The organism is Thalassotalea marina, from assembly GCF_014656435.1.
Lineage (GTDB): Bacteria > Pseudomonadota > Gammaproteobacteria > Enterobacterales > Alteromonadaceae > Thalassotalea_C > Thalassotalea_C marina.
Genome location: NZ_BNCK01000002.1, coordinates 79,604 through 100,038, shown reverse-complemented (window position 1 = coordinate 100,038; position 20,435 = coordinate 79,604). Strand labels below are relative to the sequence as shown.

At 39.8% G+C, this 20,435-nt stretch carries 21 protein-coding genes; 2 read left to right on the top strand and 19 right to left on the bottom strand.

Annotated features, from left to right (window positions below; genetic code table 11):
* Positions 1–89: 89 nt before the first annotated feature.
* From IE199_RS03800 to IE199_RS03755, 10 genes are read right to left on the bottom strand one after another with little or no spacing between them, the layout of a single operon-like run.
* Entirely contained in the window at positions 90–566 is a 477-nt protein-coding gene (locus IE199_RS03800) for a hypothetical protein (RefSeq protein ID WP_229854523.1), read from the bottom strand.
* 2 nt (positions 567–568) lie between these two features.
* The gene (locus tag IE199_RS03795) at positions 569–1,807 is read right to left on the bottom strand and encodes a type II secretion system F family protein (protein ID WP_189767421.1); all 1,239 of its coding nucleotides are present in this window, start codon (positions 1,805–1,807) and stop codon (positions 569–571) included.
* A 2-nt stretch (positions 1,808–1,809) separates the two neighbouring features.
* A complete protein-coding gene (locus IE199_RS03790) occupies positions 1,810–3,525 on the bottom strand; it encodes a GspE/PulE family protein (RefSeq protein WP_189767420.1) in 1,716 nt (571 codons plus the stop codon).
* 5 nt (positions 3,526–3,530) lie between these two features.
* Positions 3,531–4,697 carry a tetratricopeptide repeat protein gene (locus IE199_RS03785; protein WP_189767419.1) on the bottom strand — a complete coding sequence of 389 codons (1,167 nt, stop codon included), beginning with the start codon at positions 4,695–4,697 and terminating at the stop codon, positions 3,531–3,533.
* On the bottom strand, positions 4,694–5,596 hold the full coding sequence (locus IE199_RS03780) for an ExeA family protein (RefSeq protein ID WP_189767417.1): 903 nt from the start codon (positions 5,594–5,596) through the stop codon (positions 4,694–4,696). The genes IE199_RS03785 and IE199_RS03780 overlap by 4 nt, the downstream gene beginning before the upstream one ends.
* 7 nt (positions 5,597–5,603) lie before the next feature.
* Positions 5,604–7,301 carry a pilus (MSHA type) biogenesis protein MshL gene (gene mshL / locus IE199_RS03775; RefSeq protein ID WP_189767415.1) on the bottom strand — a complete coding sequence of 566 codons (1,698 nt, stop codon included), beginning with the start codon at positions 7,299–7,301 and terminating at the stop codon, positions 5,604–5,606.
* Entirely contained in the window at positions 7,291–7,623 is a 333-nt protein-coding gene (locus IE199_RS03770; protein WP_229854522.1) for a hypothetical protein, read from the bottom strand. The genes mshL and IE199_RS03770 overlap by 11 nt, the downstream gene beginning before the upstream one ends.
* The gene (locus IE199_RS03765; RefSeq protein ID WP_189767412.1) at positions 7,616–8,296 is read right to left on the bottom strand and encodes a type II secretion system protein M; all 681 of its coding nucleotides are present in this window, start codon (positions 8,294–8,296) and stop codon (positions 7,616–7,618) included. The genes IE199_RS03770 and IE199_RS03765 overlap by 8 nt, the downstream gene beginning before the upstream one ends.
* Positions 8,293–8,898, bottom strand: coding sequence for a PilN domain-containing protein (locus IE199_RS03760; RefSeq protein ID WP_189767408.1), 606 nt, complete (start codon positions 8,896–8,898; stop codon positions 8,293–8,295). The genes IE199_RS03765 and IE199_RS03760 overlap by 4 nt, the downstream gene beginning before the upstream one ends.
* Complete coding sequence (locus tag IE199_RS03755) at positions 8,895–9,731, bottom strand: hypothetical protein (protein WP_189767407.1); 837 nt, start codon at positions 9,729–9,731, stop codon at positions 8,895–8,897. The genes IE199_RS03760 and IE199_RS03755 overlap by 4 nt, the downstream gene beginning before the upstream one ends.
* Positions 9,732–9,990: 259 nt before the next feature.
* On the opposite strand from IE199_RS03755, the gene IE199_RS03750 reads away from it, so the two are divergent.
* Complete coding sequence (locus IE199_RS03750) at positions 9,991–10,929, top strand: 1-aminocyclopropane-1-carboxylate deaminase/D-cysteine desulfhydrase (protein WP_189767406.1); 939 nt, start codon at positions 9,991–9,993, stop codon at positions 10,927–10,929.
* Here the strand turns inward: IE199_RS03750 and IE199_RS03745 are convergent.
* The 6 genes from IE199_RS03745 to IE199_RS03720 form a co-directional block, all read right to left on the bottom strand.
* Entirely contained in the window at positions 10,883–12,505 is a 1,623-nt protein-coding gene (locus tag IE199_RS03745; RefSeq protein WP_189767405.1) for an EAL domain-containing protein, read from the bottom strand. The two genes, IE199_RS03750 and IE199_RS03745, sit on opposite strands and share 47 nt — an antisense overlap.
* Before the next feature lie 129 nt (positions 12,506–12,634).
* The gene (gene rplI, locus IE199_RS03740) at positions 12,635–13,087 is read right to left on the bottom strand and encodes a 50S ribosomal protein L9 (protein WP_189767404.1); all 453 of its coding nucleotides are present in this window, start codon (positions 13,085–13,087) and stop codon (positions 12,635–12,637) included.
* 17 nt (positions 13,088–13,104) lie between these two features.
* A complete protein-coding gene (gene rpsR / locus IE199_RS03735; RefSeq protein WP_074500237.1) occupies positions 13,105–13,332 on the bottom strand; it encodes a 30S ribosomal protein S18 in 228 nt (75 codons plus the stop codon).
* Between the two features lie 9 nt (positions 13,333–13,341).
* Positions 13,342–13,629: a primosomal replication protein N gene (priB, locus tag IE199_RS03730; protein WP_189768355.1), complete on the bottom strand. Its 288-nt coding sequence runs from the start codon at positions 13,627–13,629 to the stop codon at positions 13,342–13,344.
* A gap of 25 nt (positions 13,630–13,654) precedes the next feature.
* On the bottom strand, positions 13,655–14,056 hold the full coding sequence (gene rpsF, locus IE199_RS03725) for a 30S ribosomal protein S6 (RefSeq protein ID WP_189767403.1): 402 nt from the start codon (positions 14,054–14,056) through the stop codon (positions 13,655–13,657).
* A 154-nt stretch (positions 14,057–14,210) separates the two neighbouring features.
* Complete coding sequence (locus IE199_RS03720; protein ID WP_189767402.1) at positions 14,211–15,323, bottom strand: ABC transporter substrate-binding protein; 1,113 nt, start codon at positions 15,321–15,323, stop codon at positions 14,211–14,213.
* 459 nt (positions 15,324–15,782) lie between these two features.
* Between IE199_RS03720 and IE199_RS03715 the strand changes: the two genes are divergently transcribed.
* Positions 15,783–16,574 (top strand): transporter substrate-binding domain-containing protein, encoded by a 792-nt coding sequence (locus tag IE199_RS03715; RefSeq protein ID WP_189767401.1) that lies wholly within the window; start codon positions 15,783–15,785, stop codon positions 16,572–16,574.
* Here the strand turns inward: IE199_RS03715 and rlmB are convergent.
* The 3 genes from rlmB to IE199_RS03700 form a co-directional block, all read right to left on the bottom strand.
* Positions 16,571–17,323 carry a 23S rRNA (guanosine(2251)-2'-O)-methyltransferase RlmB gene (gene rlmB, locus IE199_RS03710; protein ID WP_189767400.1) on the bottom strand — a complete coding sequence of 251 codons (753 nt, stop codon included), beginning with the start codon at positions 17,321–17,323 and terminating at the stop codon, positions 16,571–16,573. The two genes, IE199_RS03715 and rlmB, sit on opposite strands and share 4 nt — an antisense overlap.
* A 6-nt stretch (positions 17,324–17,329) precedes the next feature.
* Positions 17,330–19,735: a ribonuclease R gene (rnr, locus tag IE199_RS03705; RefSeq protein WP_373304769.1), complete on the bottom strand. Its 2,406-nt coding sequence runs from the start codon at positions 19,733–19,735 to the stop codon at positions 17,330–17,332.
* A 101-nt stretch (positions 19,736–19,836) separates the two neighbouring features.
* On the bottom strand, positions 19,837–20,412 hold the full coding sequence (locus tag IE199_RS03700) for a tetratricopeptide repeat protein (RefSeq protein ID WP_229854521.1): 576 nt from the start codon (positions 20,410–20,412) through the stop codon (positions 19,837–19,839).
* Positions 20,413–20,435: the final 23 nt, after the last annotated feature.

The following is a 20,435-nucleotide window of genomic DNA, read 5'->3' as shown; positions in this document are numbered from 1 at the left end:
AGTTCAATTTTTTATGTATTCAATAATGAGTCATCGACTCTATGTTTCAAATTATAACGTCGCTAAACGCACGACTTATCACATTTTTCTTATCGACTACCTTCTACTTTACCTGTAGTTGGGAAATAGTCAAAGTATTGTCCCGACGGTAATTGGTACCGACAAAAAACTGATTCAATTCGCTGCTCGTTATTTACTTCGATTGCAGCAACTACTTGGTTCATAAATGTTAAATCTGGCTGCATTATTGCCTGCCATGTTTTGACACAATGTCCCTGTTCAGGAGAGTAATCAACCCAGCCTTTTTCATTTACTCTTATCTGTAATGTTTTACCCTTAGGTGTTACAACCTTAGGCTGATTTTCCATAAACCACTGCGCTCTTATCGAGGTGACTTTACTACTAAAGGTATTTGCCAATGACTCAAAACCAACCTGAGTAATTTCCCCTTCTTGCCGAAACGCGTAATAGATAAAGATTGCCATTAAGCCAGCCACCATAGTAATAATCACTATGTTTTCACCCATGGATTTTTCGCGTTTATTTGTTTGTCCTTGCCTTGTCATCATCACCCCTTAAAGGCTGACATCATATCCCACATTGGTGTAAATATACCTAGCGCTAATACCAATACCATAGCAGCTACAATGGCGATTAAAATAGGTTCAATTTTCGCCGTCAAGGTTGATAAATCGTAATCAACTTCTCGTTCGTAATATTCACCTACTTCCTCGAGCAATTCATCAACACGCCCGGTTTCTTCGCCAACTGCGATCATTTGTAATACCAAAGGGGTAAACAGTGTGCTAGCAACAGCCGAACGCAATAAACTTTCACCACTTTCAATTGCACTTCTCATGGCGACAATCTTTTTTGCCATATAGGTATTATCAACAGCCTCTGATACCAGCGTTAAACCTGTTGTCATAGGCACACCGGCTTTTAACACAATAGCAAAACTGTGTGAAAATCGCGCTAGAATAGAGCGTTCAATAATGGAGCCGACTATGGGTAAGCGGGTTTTGAGTTTGTCCCAATTTAACTTACCTTTTTCTGTTCGAACATAAGCACGGATACCAAATACCAAGGCTAATATGCCAATTAACATATGCGGCCAATAATCAAGAAAAAAGTTGGAGCTAGCAATAAGCGCTCGTGTTGCCCACGGCAGTTCTGCGCCCAATTTAGAAAACATATCAGCAAAAGTGGGAATAACAAAAATGTTCAGGATGACCACCGCAGCGGCAATAGCTATCAAAACAAAAGACGGATAACGCAAAGCGGTTTTAATGCGCTTTCTGGTTTCTTGCTCGCGCTCAAAATAAGAGGCTAACTTGGCAAACGCTTCTTCAAGTTGTCCAGTATTTTCACCAACATGAATTAACGATACAAACAGCGGCGAAAAAAACCTTGGGTGCTGATTCAATGCAGATGAGAGAGCATAACCACCTTCAAGCTGTGCAGCTACTTGGTGTAAAACCTCTTTTAATTTGGCGTTACTGCTTGAATCTGCCATGCCGTGGATAGAGCGCAATATGGGAACACCTGATCGCACCAATGCATACATTTGTCGGCAAAATACAATTAATTCATCCAAGGAAACTGGCGCGCTGCCAAATAATTCAGCAAGGTCGATACCAGCAACATCACCTGCTGCACCTGATGTTTTTTTAGCTGGCTCAATTTTTAATGGAATAATCTGTTGGCGTGACAATTGTTCAGCGACCGCCCCTGCGTTCGCTGCTTCAATTTTGCCCTTTATTTGGGCTCCAGCACTGTCTCTACCAACAAAATCAAATGAAGCCATCGTTATCCGCTTACTTCAACCATTTCAACAAGTCGCAACACTTCTTCAACACTAGTAACCCCCTGACAAGCGTACTCATAAGCGGCAAGTGCTAATGGCTTAAAGTGAGGATGTGCTTTAGCATGTTGAGTAAATGCTTCAGCATCATCTCTTTTAAGTGCTGCCATCATAGGTTCATTAAGTTCTAATAACTCAAAAACACCAATTCGCCCTTTATATCCAGTATAGTGGCAAGACTGACAACCTTTACCATTTTTAAAGCTCGCTTGTTCAGCGCCGTCGCCAGCCAGATGGGTTAACCAAATTTTTTCCTGACTACTTGGCTGATAATCTTCCGAGCATTTATCACAAACACGGCGTACTAACCGCTGGGCAATTACCGCCCTTAACGAACTTCCGACAAGAAAGCCTGCGGCCCCCATATCAATAAGCCTTAAGGCACTGGTGATAGCGTCGTTGGTATGCAGTGTAGATAACACTAAGTGACCAGTTAATGCACCACGAAGGCCAATTTCAACGGTTTCCTGGTCTCGCATCTCCCCCACCATGATAATGTCGGGATCTTGTCGTAGTGAAGTTCGAAGTACACTGGAAAAACTCAGGTTAATTTTACTGTTAACCTGTACTTGGTTAACCCTTGGTAAGCGATATTCCACAGGGTCTTCTACCGTAATAATTTTTTTGGTCGATTGATTAAGCTCACTGAGCGCGCCGTACAAGGTGGTTGTTTTACCACTACCCGTAGGCCCTGTTACCAACACCATACCGTGTGGTCGAGTGATCTGATGGCGCACACGCTCACACAAGTCAGCTGGCATACCCGTTTCGTCTAGTGATAATAAACCTTCGGTTTGATCCAATAAACGCATAACCACCGACTCACCATGTTGCACTGGCATAGTCGACATACGCACATCAATGTTGTGACCTTTTAACTGCAAGTTAAAACGACCATCTTGTGGTAAACGTTTTTCAGAAATATCTAAACCAGCCATTAGTTTTAATCGTAACACCATGGCTGCTGCGATTTTGCTCTCTTTTAAAATGTTTTCTTGCAAAACACCATCGATACGTTGCCTGATCCTTAACAGTTTTTCATCAGGTTCAATATGAACGTCAGATGCTCGCATTTGAATGGCATCTTCAAATACTGACTGCAATAATTTACCAACCGTTGCATCACCACCTTCATCTAAAAAGGTATTACTGAGTTCAAAGTCGGAAGACTGTTCGTACTCTTCTTCCAATTGGCTGGCAAATGATTCTATATCTGCCGTTCGACGATACAGGCCATCAAATGCTTCAAATAGCTGAGACTCCATTACTACCGCAAGTTTAATTCTGCGCGGCGCTAACAGGTCTTCAAGCTGATCTAAGCCACTTAAATCGGCAGGGTCGCTCATGCCAATCAATACGGAGTCAGTATCGTATTCAATAATAATGGCGCGTAATCGACGAGCATGTATCTCAGGCAACAGGCTAGCAACTTCGGTCGGGATCCTACGCTGGCTTAAATCTAAAAATGGCACATCCAATTGCTGAGCTAAAAACTCCAACAATTGATGTTCAGATAAATAACCAAGCTCAATTAACGTTGCACCTAGCTTTCGACCTGTCGATTTTTGACTATTAAGCGCCTGCATCAATTGTTCATTAGAAATGATATGTTCATGCACTAAAAGGTCGCCCAAGCGCATTTTTAATTTAGGTGCTGCCATGGCTGTTATTCTCCTAATGCCGTCAATCGCTGACGGATAAATTGTTGTGCATTGTCAGATAAGCTTGATGTCGCCAATGCCTGACGATAAGACTGCTTGGCTTGTTGAAATTCACCTTGGCTGTCTAAAGATGCGCCATAACCGAGCCACCATTTGCCTTTTGTTGGCTCTAAAGTAGTAAGCTTTTTAAAGGCGTCTGCAGCAATATCATGCTGTTTATTTTGTTGTGCTGCTGCAGCTAACACAGATTGATAATCAACTGACTCAGTGTGTGATAATGGCAATAAACTATTTACGGCTTGGCTTACATTATTTTCTTTTAAATAAATTCTCGCTTTCATCAAACGAAATTCAGCATATTCAGGCATTAAAGCAATGCCCTGTGTCAATAAATTGTGTGCAGCACTGTAGTCTTGTCGGCCAAACCAAAGGGCTGCTAACTGCTTGCGCGCGATATTGTGACTAGCATCAACCAGTAAAACTTCTTCTAACAAAGCTTCTGCTCGCGATGTATTACCTTCATTGATATTGACTTCGACACGACGCATTTTCTGCGCCACCAATTCTTCAGGCGTTAATTTTTTATGGGAAATGCTTAATGAAGATTCTTCTTGCTGAGGTTCCACCTTGCTAATAACTTTATCTTCTGTTGGCGCTGACTTTACCGCGACTTGCTGATCTTCTTTAACAGGCACAGTAACCGTTTGAGCTGGCGTAACAACTGTTGTATCTACTGTTTTGTTATTTGCATTCGCCACGTTAGTTTGTTCTGTGCTTTCTGAACTAACGGGCGTATTTTGCTCGATTTGTTCGAGGTCAGTTTTAGCACCCCTTATATCTTTTGGCTTTGTTGTCTTGGGTGCTACAGCGTTTTGTACTGTTTCGCTTACTTTAGGTTCAGTTGTAGTACCCGAAGTGGAGTTAGATTCTTGGTTAATTTTTGAAACTAGCGCAGATTCGCTATTTGTTGTCGCCCGATTAGCTTCAACTTTTTGAGTCATCAGTTGCCATGCGATCACTAACAGCACCAGCAAAATGAGCGCAAGGAAGATTAACGTTAAGCGATTTTTATTACTACTTTTTGGCTGAACGCCCCCAGAGCGTACACCTGTTGGAGATTGTTCGGCTTGACGTCCATCCAGATCTTTTAGCATTTGGTTGATGACACTCATAGCATTTTTCCTAATAAAAGTGCTCCAATCATCGTTAGCCCTAAAATACTAACCAGCAGCCATTTTTGCTGCAAAAATGAATAATGATTAGACGTTGCCTCAGTATCTTCAACCGCTAAGTTAAGATGTTTATTGGTAATTTCATAGGTGCCTTGACCATAACTTAGCATCATCATTTTGTGGCACAAAATATTGACCACGCGCGGGATCCCTTTTGAAATGCGAGCAATTTGCTGGCATAGCTTTGCATCAAACAATTTAGCACCTTTGTAGCCTGCAACCTGAAGCCTATGCTCAATATAATGACCAACTTCCTCAGCATTCATTGCTCTTAATCGATAAGAAAATGTAATTCGTTGTTTTAGTTGCCTAAATTGTTCTTCACTTAGTCGTTGGTCTAATTCAGGCTGAGCAAATAATACTACCTGTAGTAATTTGCGTGTTTCGGTTTCTAAATTAGTAAACAAGCGTAATGCTTCTAAACTTTCCGCTGGTAGCGCTTGTGCTTCATCTAAAATTAGCACCACGGAGTGACCCGCTTGATGTAGCTCTAATAATTTGTGTTGGATGCGCTGTGTCAACAATTGTGCCGACATTCTTTGAGCTTGTTTAACCCCTAATTCACAAGCGACAGCTCGGCGTAACTCATCTGGCTGTAAATAAGGATTAGGAATATAGGCTGTAACAAAATGCGCAGGAATTTCGTTTAATAACTTTCTACACAGCAAGGTTTTACCTGTGCCAACTTCACCAACAACTTTTAAAAAGCCTTCTCCTGATTGAAGTGCAGTCATCAGCACTTCAAATGCCTCATAATGTGGTGCCAACCCCAAATAAAAACTGGTATTTGGAGTTAAGGTAAAAGGAAGCTCTTTCAGACCAAAATGGTAAAGGTACATGAATCACCTATTGACCTGATTCGTCCCCTTCCGGGAACCATTGTCTGAGCAATTGACGAGCATCTTGTAGTTGGTTCTTCCAAGTATCTTGGCCTATGACAACAGGCTTTAACATAATCACCAACTCTTTTTTCTGAGTTTTTTGAGCTTTGTTTTTAAATAGCTCCCCCATAAATGGAATATCACCTAATAATGGCGTTTTAGATTCCATATCCATTTTGGTTGTTTCAATTAGGCCACCAATAACGACAATTTCGCCAGACTTGGCACGTACAATGGTATCGGATTCTCGAACGCTGCTTTGTGCCAGTGGCAACGCGTAGTCTTGATCGCCTAACCTAATAGTTTTAACTTGCTCATCGGTTAATGTTACCGACGGGTGCACATGTAAAATAACTTCGCCTTCGGCATCAATTTGTGGTGTTACATCTAACGCAATACCAGAAAAGAATGGTGCTAACTCTACTTGAGGTGTGGTAGTCGTTGCTGTGCCTGTTGTTGTAGTGCTTGAAACTTCAGTGACGTAGTATTCGTCTTCACCTACTTTTATTACCGCTTTTTGATTGTTAGTGGCGGTAATTCTTGGGCTTGAAAGTACCTGAACATTCCCTTGAGATGAAAGTAGTTTGATCACGCCGGAAAAGTCGGCATTGGTAAACGCTAAACTTGTCACGCCGCCAATAGTAGCAGAAATGTCATTTCCACTAATACCACCGTTTGATGAGAATGAAAAATCAGTGCTGCCAATATGCCCCAATACGTTGCCCCATTGAATGCCTTGTTGATAATCATCGTTTAAAGTAACTTCCAGTATTTTCGCTTCAATTATTACTTGGCGACGCAACTGATTTTGGGTGTCTTCTATAAACTTTTTAATTGATGCAATCTCGTCAGGTAAAGCTCTTACCGTAACCAATCCTGCCTGCGGAGAAACAATTACCGAACGACCACCATCATCACCTATTAACGCGGTTAATGTTTCCTCTAATTCCTTCCAAAAATCTGACTCATTTTCGGTATAAATGTTTGTGCCACTATTGCCACGCTGGTTATTGTTATTATTGCCGCTGTTATTATTGTTATTTGATCTGTTGTTATTGGCACTATTACGATTACCATTATTACCACTGCCGTTATTTGGATCATTTTCAGAAACGCCGCCAGAGTTAATACTCGTACTTGATGAACCAAACCTTTTAACAAACAAGTAGTTCAGTGGAATAGTTTCGGTTCTTATTCCAGCAGGGAAAACCTTGATAACCTTACCTTGCTGGCGAATGTCATAACCATATAAACTCTGCACCACATCGAGTGCTTCATCCAAAGTGACGTCTTTTAAATTTAAGCTGATGCCACCACTGACATTCGGATGTAACACCACACTGTAAGCTGAATCCTCAACGAGTGAAACAAAGAAAGTATGTACATCAACATTACGTGCAGCTATGTCTAAACGACGTTCAGATAATAAACCTTCTCTGGCCTTACTTAAATTTTGTGCAACCAACTCCTGCTGAATAGAAGATGGCAATTCTGTTAATGGTTGAGGTGCTGCTTTGGATTCAGAATCAGCGATAGCTTTGTCTAAAGCAGAAGTTACATGAGTTGGCTGTGGTGGTACTGACTGACAACTAGCTAACAAAGCCACTGTAGCGCTGGCGAGTATAGTTTTAACTTGATGTGTTACGGTAATCTTATTTTTCATTTTGCGCATTCACCACTTGTGTAAACATGGACAGTTTAAGCTCGTTGTCATCCGACACTAACAAAACATAGCTATTGGTAATCTTTGATACCTGATACTGCCCAATTTGGTCGCCCTGCTTTAACAGCTTATCATTAACCACCGCTGTTAACCGCTCCCCTGATTTTATAATACTTTGTAATTCTAATTTTTTATTTTTGTTGTTAAGCACTGAGCCCGCTGCTATTCGATTGCTTTGCAATAAAGGGCGTGTTGGATCAGTTGAACCATAAGCTACATTAACTAAGCTGACAGCACAAAATAAGATCATAAATTTAAACACCCATAAACTCCTTACGTGTACTCAAACTATATAAGGTTATCTCTAACTCACCTTTTGGGTAGTGCTTTATTTCATAGTCAAATGTTTGCCAAAAAAATGTCCATTTCATCTGCTCAAGTTGAGTAAGGTAATCTCTTAAAGAGAAATAACCACCAGATAGAGTGAGTTTCATACCATGTTTATACAAGGTCAGCGTTTCTTGTTCTGTTGATTTAGCTTTATCGTCAGTATTTTTTTGTTCTCCAAGCTCGATAATTTGGGGAGCAAACATTTCAAACTCAACCAAGTTAACCTTTGCACTTGCATCAAGCAGTTCTATTAACGCACCGCGCATTTGAATTGGGTTAATTAAGTCGGACGCCAACAACATAAGATTAGCATCGACTTGCCCCATACGTTGTTGATGTAAAGCAATTTGTTGACGAATGGTTTCATTTGGATCGTTATTTAACGCCTGTTCTAGTATAGCAATACTGGCTTTTTTCGATTTTATTGTTGTAGTAAGTGAAGCCTTTTCACTGTTTAATTTGTCGATATTTTGTGAGTTCGGCTCAATGACAAAATTAAACAGGATAAAAACAATCGCAATTACCCCAGTTGCAAATATTAGAAATTGCTCCCTTGGGGTAACTGTTTGAAACTTTTCACTTAACTGTTGCCATTGTTGCATCACTTGTCCGACTCCTTGTTGCTTTTATCGGTACTGACAACAAACTCTGTGTGATTATTTTCGTTTTCTTTTAAGCTTAGATGCCCAAACGTTTGACCTGACAAAAACGTTGAAGACTCAAAACCCGCTAGCCATTGTGGAACACTCGCAGGCTCTTTTGCTACACCAGAAAAGCGATATAAATCTCCACTCATAGTAATTCTTTCTAAGCTAATATCGTTAGAATGTAATTGAGCCAGTTCACTCATCGCTTGCGAAAAACCTGAAGCTCTAACTGAAGATGAATCCGTTAATTGCTTGTGTAACGCCTCTTTGTTATTTAACAATAGTTTTAATGTAGCGAGCTGTTCAAGTAACAAAGGGTCAGCCTTGTTATTAGCGACCTGCTGTTCCAAAATTTGTTGCTGACTAACTAACTGTTCTTGTTGTTGCTTTAATAAGCTCACATCTTGTGTTAGTCGATCGGCAGTGATTTGACTCCAAATACTCCAAACCAACATCAAAGCAAAAAGAAACAACCAAAACGCCACGACCTTAGTTAACGTAATCAAAGGTTGCTTTGGAATTAACTCAGGTTGAAGTAAATTAATGGTTAGCTTAGTCACGAGCTCACCTCACCTGATATTTTCATTCGTGTTGCACCAATTGCCGCGGCAAAGCTACGGTATTGCTCAAATCCCTCGGGCATACTGAATATATTAACTGGCACATTAGAGTTTTCTGCCAAGCGTCTTGCAATGTAGCTTTCGCTTTCTATAGGCAATAAAACATCAATTTGTTGAATCGGCGCTTGTTTAAGTTGGCGTTCAAAATAATCAGCAGAGCGTTGTATTTCAATACTTAATGTATCAATTGTGCCCATATCTAATTCAACTTCACTTTTATTGCCAATAGTGGCCATACCGCGCAATCGACGTTGGAAAAACAAGCGCCCTTGCTTAACAATTAAGATCAGCATGTCTTCATTAGGCTGTTGACACAATAATAGTTTTGCGTGTTCTTCTGCCGGCACAATGCTAGCAAATGCAAACTCTTCTATGGAAATAGCCTCAACAAAAACGTCACCTTGAGAGAGTTCTGCTAACCAAGGTTGTATTTCTTGTTTGTTGGCACACACCACATTAATTTTTTCTTGGCCACTAATATTGAGTACACCGTCATAATAGTCAGTGATCATATTTTCTGGTGATATTGTTACCAGGTCTTTAACCTGCCAACGTAAAGCGGTGTTAAGCTCTTCTGCAGGTAGAGCAGGTTTATCAAGTTGTACAATTTGATTATATTTCGAAGATAATATGAGATGGCACAGCCCAGACAATGACTGATGTTTTAAACGATTAAAGCTGGCTTCATAATCGCCATCTAGAACATCAACACTACCACATTCCACCTTATAGCCCTTTCCAATTGAGCAAAAGTGAATGCTGTTTTGTAGCATACTAACCCCTATTACTCCTTCGGGTTTCGCAGGCTTAATTAGACTTTTAAAACGTGAAATTATTGACATTAATCGTTATTATTATTGAGTAAAAATTTAACGGCCTAATTTTATTATCCCTGAATGTCGCCGAACCGCAAGTTTTTTAACCGAATTTCAATAGTTAATCCCATTTAAGTGGGGCGAAATCAATAAAAGGTTAATAATGTAACTTTCTTGTGTGCCTATGTTCAGTTATCTGTAGGACTATTGCCTCTCAATGACACTCTCCCCTGTTGAACAGCTTAATTCCCCCTTGTTTAATAAACATGATGTCAGCGTTTTTGTAAAACGTGACGACCTAATACACCCAATAATCTCCGGTAACAAGTGGCGTAAACTGCAATACAATTTAGCCGAAGCAAAAAAACTAGGTTACAAAGGTGTGATAAGCTTTGGTGGTGCCTATTCAAATCACTTACATGCCCTCGCTTTTGCCTGTCATCAGCAAGGGTTAACCGCAAAGCTCATCATTCGAGGCGAACCTAGTTATGCTCAAAACTACACCTTACGATGTGCTAAACATTGGGGCGCACACCTTTTGTTTGTTGACAGAGCAACCTATAGGCGCAGAACTGACCCAGAGTTTAGAGCTCAGCTTTCAAATGATTATCCCGAATTGATGTTGATTCCCGAAGGTGGCACTAACAGTCTAGCGTTACGCGGCGTTCGAGAGGTAATGACAGAACTAGAAACTCAACAAACGTTTGATACTATCATGACACCGGTGGGCAGCGCAGGAACTTTATCGGGCCTTATCTGTGGCGCCAAGGGCCAGCAAGTGTTAGGAGTAGCAGTATTAAAACAAGCCCAGTATCTTGTTGATGAAATTCAATCTCTACTAAAAACACAAAAATGTAGTTACAACAATTGGCAATTGTTAACTGATTATCATCAGGGAGGATACGCCAAGTTTTCACAACAAGATTTAACCCGAATTCAAAATTTTATGAAAGAAACAGGCTTGCCACTTGAGCCCATCTATTCTGGTAAAATGATCTGTGCTTTTCTAACACTACTTGAGCAAGGCTTCTTTAACAAAGGTCACAGGATAATGTTGTTACATACTGGTGGCTTGCAGGGGCTTTACGGCTTGGCCGAACAGAACCGAATCAAGGCAGATGAATGGCCTTTGCCACATGAGATACCGGCTCGGTAAAGTAATGTCCTTGTCCACCTTCAACACCTAATTTTATCAAGGTACTCCACTGTTCAAACCGTTCAACACCTAAAGCATAAATTGCGATATTTTGCTGTTGACATAACAAAGCGATACTTCTGACAAAAATTTGGTTCTCTACGCTCTTGTCAATATCGTGGACGATACTTGCATGTAACTTGATGAAATTTATCGGACAGTGTTTTAGGTACTCTGCCGCTGAAATATATTGTCCAACTTTATCAATCAACAGCCGCACACCTAGTTGATTTAGCGTATTCATGATTGTTGCAAGTTGTCCGACATTATTGACTAAATGGTATTCAGTAATTTCGAATATTAATTGCGAAGCTACATTGTGATATTTAGCTAAAATATCTAAAAGTTTTGGAATAAATTTTTCATCCAGCAACGATTCTATTGATACATTAACGCTGCAGTCATCTCGCATATGTTTATCATAAGACAGCAAACGACAAACTTGCTCAATCAGTATAAGATCTATCTGTTTAATCAGCCCACATTTGACCGCCATTGGAATAAATACACGAGCATTAACTAAGGTTCCGTCAACATCTCTAACCTTTGCCAAAACTTCGTGATGCAGTGGGTTGTGGGATTTTGTCGATACTACGGGTTGAAAAAATAATACAAAGGCATTGTGACTTATTGCTTTTTCTAAAAAAGTCCGCCATTGCAAAGAACCTTTTGCAGTAACATGTTCAACTTCACCTGGTTCATACATAAACCACTGCGAAGGGCCTTGCAATTGCGCAGTACGAAGTGCCATATCTGCTTCTGACTTTATCTGATAGCTATTTTCATCATTAGAGAAGTAGCTTACCCCAATATGAACAAAACACTCCTTTTCTATGCCGATAGGCAAAGGAATACTCGATATAGCTTTAACTAAGCGCCCTGCTAACCGTTCCGCCTCAGTAAAATATATTCCGGGAATAATGAGCGCTAATTCGTAGTCACAACGCCTTGCGATGTATGCGCCCGAGATCTTTTCAGTATGTTTACTAATGTTTGAAATAACTTGCTTTAATAGTTGTTTAACGTGCAAGTCACCATATAAGGCCTGTATTTGATCTGTTTCATTTAACTGAATAAAAAATACCGCCCCTTGGATATCCTCTTCTTTGAGTAACGCCTCTAATCGATTATTAAAAAATTCTCTATTGCCAATACCTGTTGCCGGATCGATAAACACTTGACTACGTATTTCCTGATCGAAGGTAAAATCTACATTTTGTGAAGATTGCCAGTCTTCTATTAACTTATTAATTGTTGTAGCGACTATACCTTCGGATTGAACAGGCTGGAAACTGCCGCATATCGAGCTCATATAAGCCCAATTTTCAAGCATTAGCTGATGAGCTAAAATCGGTTGAATATGTTTGGAATAAACTAAGTAGGCGCCGAGATTAATTACACCAATGATAAAGAACATCAATGCTATCGAATATCGATCGATAAAAGCGCAAATAACGGCTAAGACGCTACAGACAGCAACTAACACAAACAGCAAACGCGGTACCCAAGTAAAAAGCCGTTCTATTGGCGAAGACATTGTTAGTTAATTTTCTGTAAAGTGATAAAGCAAAGTGTAGTCAAAAATAGTAAATAATGTATTTTTGCAAGCAATAAAAAAGCGCCACGCCAATAAAGGCAGTGACGCTTATTTCAATTAACAGAAATCTTACGCTTCAGCGATAACGATTACTTTAATTGAAGTGTCTACATCAGTGTGTAAGTGAATAGCGATTTCGAATTCACCTGTTTCACGGATGCTACCTAAAGGTAAACGTACTTCAGCTTTAGCAACTTCAACGCCAGCTTCAGTGATCGCATCAGCGATGTCACGAGTACCGATAGAACCGAATAGCTTACCTTCGTCACCTGCTTTAGAAGCAATTGTAACTTCAGCTAATTCAGTGATTTTAGCAGCACGTGCTTGTGCAGCTGCTAAGTCTTCAGCTAGTTTTTTCTCTAAGTCAGCGCGACGAGCTTCAAAGTGCTCAACGTTAGCTTTAGAAGCAAAAACTGCTTTGCCTTGTGGTAACAAGAAGTTACGAGCGTAGCCAGACTTAACTGTAACCTTGTCACCAAGGCCGCCTAATTTAGCGATTTTGTCTAGAAGGATTACTTCCATCTTAGTGCCCCTTTAGGTTACTTGTGTAAATCAGTGTAAGGTAATAATGCTAAGTAACGTGCACGCTTGATCGCACGACCAAGTTGACGTTGATATTTAGCACTTGTACCAGTGATACGGCTAGGAACAATTTTACCACTTTCAGTGATATAGTTTTTTAACGTAGCGATATCTTTGTAATCGATTTCGCTAGCGCCTTCCGCTGAGAAGCGGCAGAACTTACGACGTCTAAAAAAACGAGACATGGATTTCTCCTAATTAATTTTTTCTAACTGTGAGGCATGCACTACAAGAAGAGAATTACCATTTCTTGATTCGTGGCGGTTTAAAAATCCCGACACTTTAATTACATGTCCCACAACAAATTCACGCGTTAATTGTGATAGTTCACCTGTTGCCACCACTTGAATACGAACAAATGCTTGTCTATTTAAGCCTGCCTCTTGTTGAATCGACCTATGGTCAATTACAAATTGGCAATGTTCAATCCCCGCAGGGCTGATTGAATATTCTGGTTGTTTAACCAATTCTCCAATCAAAATTAGGCAATTACTTACCACAGATTACTTATTCTTCGCTTGCAGCTTCTTCAGTAGTTTCAGCTTCAGCAGGAGTTTCAGCAACCTCTTTCTTAGCATCGCGACGGTCATCTTTAGCAGCAGCCATAGGTGATGCTTCAGTTACCGCGCCTTTTGTACGCATGATCATGTTACGTAGAACAACGTCGTTATAACGGAAAGAAGTTTCTAGTTCATCAATAACTGCTTGTGGCGCTTCTACGTTTAATAAAACATAGTGTGCTTTGTGCAATTTGTTGATTGGGTATGCTAATTGACGACGACCCCAGTCTTCTAAACGGTGGATCTTGCCTTCTGCGCCACTGATTAAGTCAGTGTAACGCTGAATCATACCAGGTACTTGTTCACTCTGATCAGGGTGAACCATAAATACGATTTCGTAATGACGCATTACGAGCTCCTTACGGTTGTAGCCTCTTATCTGGCTCAGCCCAGTACCAGTATTAAGGCAAGGAACAAAAAAGTTCAGGCTGATTTAAGGTCGCGTATTGTAGGGAATTTAACCAAGGAAGGCAAGCAGAAAAACACGCGCCATAGCATTGAATTTATCTCGCTTGATAAAAGTTTAAATAAACTGAGTTTGAACCTTGGTGATCTTTATCGCTAAAGGCGATAGGAAAGTCATTTTCGTTATTATTAAATTTCTTAATTTTTTTTAGATAACAGTCAGTTGTCATATTGTCTATGCACTTAGCCGCAACTTTTGCAAACAAATACGCATTTAAATATCCTTCTAATTGCACCCGATCGGTACTAGAAAAACCAGCTGCTAGCATATCTTTTCTAAATTCCTGGCAATATACAAAGTCACATACCATGGGATCAGGAAATACTTCGGTAACTAATACATTGGCAGGCTCTTTAATGCGATTAAATAGATCTTTACTAGATATAAAAGAAACGGTAGTAAAAAAAGGCCTAAACCCTTTTTTATTTGCCTTGTTTATTAATGTCGCAAACGGCTGATATGTTCCAACAAACGCAATTGCCTCAACCTGTTGCTCTAGCAAAATTTGTAATGCAGTCTCTATATCTAGCGTATTTCTGCGATAACGAGTAGTTACTACAGGTGTCAACCCATAACTATTTAATGCGTCTAAGTACCCTTGCTCCACTGAGTAGCCAAACTGGTCGGCTTGTATTAATAGCCCAATTTTTGAAATTTTCTTTTCTTGTACTAAATATTCAATTTGTACTTTTGCTTCTTGAAAATAACTCGCACGAAGGTTAAAAATATTTGACGATGGTGGAAATCGCAAAAACTCTGCGCCGGTGAAAGGTGTTAAAAAAGGAAGCTTTAGCCTTTTTAACATTGGAAATATGGCATGAGTTGTAGGAGTGCCTACATAATTAAACAAAGCAAAAACGTCTTTGTTCGCAACAAATTGTTGCGTGTTTTGTAGCGTATTAAACGGCTCATAACTATCATCTAAGCGATGTAATTTAACTTCGTAGCCGGGTAAGAGTTGCTGCTTATTCACTTTATTAAAATAAACTAAACTTCCCTGATTCAATCGTGTACCTAATTGGGAAGCAGGGCCTGATGTAGCGTTTGATACTGCTAACACCAGCTCTTTGTGTGACTTTTTAGCAACGGCAACACCACACATAAAAATCAATGCAAATAAAATACTGAAATACAACAACGGTTTATGCATATTGGGTATTAAACAAAGTCTGACACATTTATTATTTACCTATTGCTCCCACCAGTTCTTCGCTCGATTGTTCAGAGTCATTAAAACACTTCAACTATCACGCCTATATACTCAGGAAATATGCAGGTAAATTTAGCTTAACTACGCTAATGACTATTAACTAAAAATATCAACCATCAGCCACTCTTATCACATCATAGCATGCTATATTCATAAGTAGATGTTTTTATCATCTAATAATTAAAGTGTAGCACTTAGAATTTCTCAAATTTTTTTATGTTCTACTCTAAAAGCCACTGCGCTCTATTTAGGCACATAAAATAAATGATGACTTTTATGCCCCAAATAAAATGCTTTAAACGCACAAACGTATTGTTAACATGCATTTGCTTAACTTGTTTGCCTTTGTGTTTATACGCCGAGAATATAAGGGTATTAGGAGCACAGTCAAAAGAGGATGTGGGACATAGCTACTTTATTGAATTGCTACAACTCATCATTGATAAAAGTAGCGCTAAATATGGCGCCGCAGATCTAACGGTTATCAATATTGCCAACACTACCCATGGTAGGAGCTTAATATTGTTAGAACGTGGAGCAGTAGATGTTTTTTGGGCAGGAACCAACACCCAAAGAGAAGCTCGATTTATTCCTGTTAGAATTCCTCTATTTTTTGGTTTGCTGGGTTATAGAGTATCCATTATTCATCAAGAAAATCTTCAAAAGTTCGATACACTAAAACAACACCCAGAACAGTTAAAACAACTAGTTGCCTGTCAGGGTGAGCACTGGCCTGACTCTGATATTTTAACTGCGAATGATTACAAGGTGATGCGTGTGTCGAGATTTGAGCTCATGTTTACCATGTTAGCTAACCAACGATGTGATTATTTTCCCAGAGCTATTTTTGAGGGATATGGGGAATTAGAAATCGCTAAAAAAACCTATCCTAATCTAATAATGTATGATCAGGTCATTTTACATTATCAATTCCCAATATATTATTTTGTTAATCAAAAACGTCCTGATCTCGCAGCAAGACTAGAATACGGTTTGCAACAAGCAATAAAAGAGGGGGCACTGCTAAGCTTAATGCAACATCATGAAATGACTAAATCTCTTTTCCCTTTAAGCCAGTGGAACAACAAAAGTTATATCGAATTAAAAAACAAGGATTTACCAAAAGAAACACCAGTAAATGATGTTTCTTTGTGGATTAATCTACATGATATAGGCTCGGAGAAAAATTAACGACGCTGCCTAACAATTTCAAACAAACAAATACCAGAAGCTACCGAAACATTTAAACTCGATACACTACCCGCCATGGGTAACTTCACTAGTTGGTCGCAATGTTCTCTTGTTAACCGACGCATTCCTTTACCTTCAGCTCCCATTACCAACGCCATAGGACCATCGAGTTTAACATCGTAAAGACAGGTTTCTGTTTCTCCTGCAGTACCAATGATCCAAACCCCTAATTGCTGTAACTGCTTCATTGTTCGCGCTAAATTTGTCACCTGAACCAGAGGAACAGTTTCTGCAGCACCAACGGCAACTTTTCTCACCGTCGCGGTTAAGCGAGCAGCATTATCTTTTGGCACTATTATCGCCTGAACACCAGCGGCATCGGCATTACGCAAACAAGCGCCCAAATTATGAGGATCTGTTACACCGTCCAAAATGAGTAAAAATGGCAACTCACCTCTGTCGTGAGCACTGGCCAATATATCTTCGATGTCATTTTCAGAATAAGTTTTCCCAGGTGTTACACGAGCCAATACCCCTTGATGCTGTTCACCTTTGCTCTTTTCATCCAATACTTTTCGTTGCACGAGTTGACAGGGAATACCATATTTTCGAGCTAAATTGATGATGGGCATTAAACGCTCATCATCTCTGCCCTTTAATAAAAACAATTCAATAAAACGCTCAGGCGCTCTCTTGATAAGCTCATTGATTGCGTGAATACCAAATACTATTTCTTCGTGTTTTGCCATGAATGTTTAACCTTTACCTTTAGCACGCTTACGAGCATTTTTTCCTGGTCTCGATTTTTTAACCGATTTCTTTTTCTTTTTACTCGAATCATCTGTTTTTTGTGAGTTTTTCCGTAAACCTTTTTTAGCATTTTTTCCGTGAGGTTTACCTTGCTGCTCTTTGAATTTTATAGGTTTAGCACTGGAAATTTTGGCGTTTTCTCCAGATAGCACTAGGTCTATTTTCTTTTCATCCAAATTAACCGCTGCCACTTTGACTTCTAAAACGTCACCGACGCGAAAAACATTTCCCGTTTTTTCACCACTTAAGCACATTCTTACATCATCAAAGTGGTAAAAATCTCTACCTAACGAGGTGATATGAATCAGTCCTTCAATGTGTAAATCCTGCAAACGAACAAACAAACCAAAGTTAGTGACTGTTGACACCACACCTGTAAACAAGTCACCAACGTGATCTTGCATAAATTCGCACTTAAGCCAATCTGCGACATCACGAGTGGCGTCATCTGCTCTACGCTCTGTCATTGAGCAATGCTCACCTAATTCAAAAATGGCAGCTTCATCATATAAATGTTGACCGACATAGGCATCCGTATTTTCGCCTTGTTCTATCGCTTGCTGGTGCAAAATTGCTTTAATAACACGGTGAATCACTAAATCAGGGTAACGACGAATTGGTGAGGTAAAATGGCTATAAGACTCTAACGCCAAACCAAAATGCCCAATATTATCACTTTGATAAACCGCTTGTTTCATTGAGCGTAACAACATGGTTTGGATCAATTCTTGATCAGGACGCTCGGCAATTGCTGCAATTATATCGCTGTAGGTACTAGGCTCTGGAGAACCATCTTCATTCTTTAACAGTGGTATGTGCACACCAAGTTCAGCTAAATATGAAGTAAATGCGGCAAACTTTTCTTCACTTGGCTTGTCATGTACACGAAATAATCCCGGCTTTTTATGTTTTTCAACAAATTTAGCAGTCGCCACGTTGGCTAAAATCATGCACTCTTCAATGATTTTATGTGCATCATTTCTTATAAGTGGCTCTATTGATTCTATTTTTCGCTGTTCATTAAATATAAACTTGGTTTCTTGAGTTTCGAACGCAATTGCACCACGGTTGGTGCGAGCAGCCATTAACGACAAATACAATTGGTAAAGGTGTTCTAAATCAGGAACAAGTGATTGGTACTGGGTTTTAAGCTCTTCATCACCCGCTAATATTGCCGCTACTTTGGTGTAAGTAAATCTTGCGTGAGAACGCATCACCGCAGGATAAAACTTACTTCCTGATAACTTGCCTGAGGCGCTTATTGTCATTTCGCAGACCATACATAGTCGATCTACATCAGGATTTAGCGAACACAAACCGTTGGACAGCTTTTCAGGTAACATTGGAATAACTTGGCTAGGAAAATAAACCGAATTTCCTCGAGAAATAGCCTCATTATCTAACGCTGTTCCTGGGCGCACATAATAACTAACATCGGCTATAGCAACCCATAAACGCCAGCCACCTGACTTTTTCGGTTGACAATAAACCGCGTCATCAAAATCTCGTGCATCTTCGCCATCTATAGTGACTAGAGGTAAGTGCCGAATATCTTGGCGTACTAATTTAGGCTCTTCTTCCACTTCATCAGCAATGAGTGACGTTTCTTCGATAACCGCTGTTGGCCATTGATGTGGCAAGTCATGTTCACGCAAGGCAATTTCAATTTCCATACCTGGCGCCATGTGTTCACCAAGTACTTCAACGACCTTACCCACAGCATTACTTCGCTTACTTGGTCTTTGTACTATATCTACCAACACGATTTGGCCGTGCCGTGCACCACCTCGCGCTTTGGGATCAATTAAAATATCTTGTTTTATTTTACTGTCTTCTGGGACAACAAATAATATATTGTGCTCAACAAAGAATCGGCCAACAATACCTTGTTTTCTCGGCTCAATAACATCAAGAATTTTAATTTCCTGTCGACCTTTTCGATCCGATCGATCAACGACAATTGCTTCAACAATATCGCCATGAAACACGCGTTGCATCTCATGGGATGAAACATACAAGTCTTTTACTGGCGGCGAACCAGCTGGAACATCAGGAGTAAAAAAGCCAAAACCATCGCGATGACCGATAATTTTTCCCGTCAAAATATGATTTTTAGGCGCAATAGCATATTGCTTGAACTTGTTAAATATCAGCTGACCTTCATTTTCCATTGCGCGTAAACGCCGTTTAAGCCCAACAATATGTTCTTCTTTTTGATATTTAAATGTTTTGCACAGTGCTTTAAATGTCATCGGAGTCACTGATTTCTCAATCACTTCTAATAACATTTCCCGACTGGCAACAGGATGTTCGTACTTGTCCGCTTCGCGGTTTTGATATGGATCTTTAATGAGCGTTATTCTTTTGTTAGAGCCTTTGTTTGATTATATCTTACTTCCTCAGCAACACGTCAAATTTCTGTGAAAGTTTAATGATTTTTATCGACAAAATACTAAAACTTTCCTTCTTTAGCAGCGGTTACTACCCGTTCCGGCATTTTTTCAGCCAAGCCAGTTAATAAAAGAGAAATTTTCTGATGGGTCTTTTTGTCGTCTGTGACTGAGTGATGTAGTTGAGAATAAAGTTCGGGATAATCTAACGGACTACCAAAACCTTGATTGTATATTTCCGCTAGACGAATTTGAGCCTTCAAATTGTTCAAACTTGCCGCCTCTTTGAGGAAAATAATTGCCTCTCTTAAATCCTTTTGCATAAATTTTCCAATATGGTAGTAACGACCCAATTGCTCCAAAGCTTCAGGTAAACCCTGTTCAGCAGCTTCACGCATGTAATGAATACCTAAAGGAATGTTTTTCTTTACACATACACCATAGGCCAACATATCTCCCCACAAAAATTGAAAACCTGGTTTATTGGTTATTGTTGCGCGTGCTTCAATGTCTTGAACCAGTTGGCATTCATCTATAACGATCTGACTTAAATGCTTATTTTCTTTAATTAAATCAAGTAAAACATCATCAGTATAAACTTGTACCGCTTTTAACTTATCTGCATGTGCTTGCTGCAAGTTTAAAGCTAAAATAAACAATG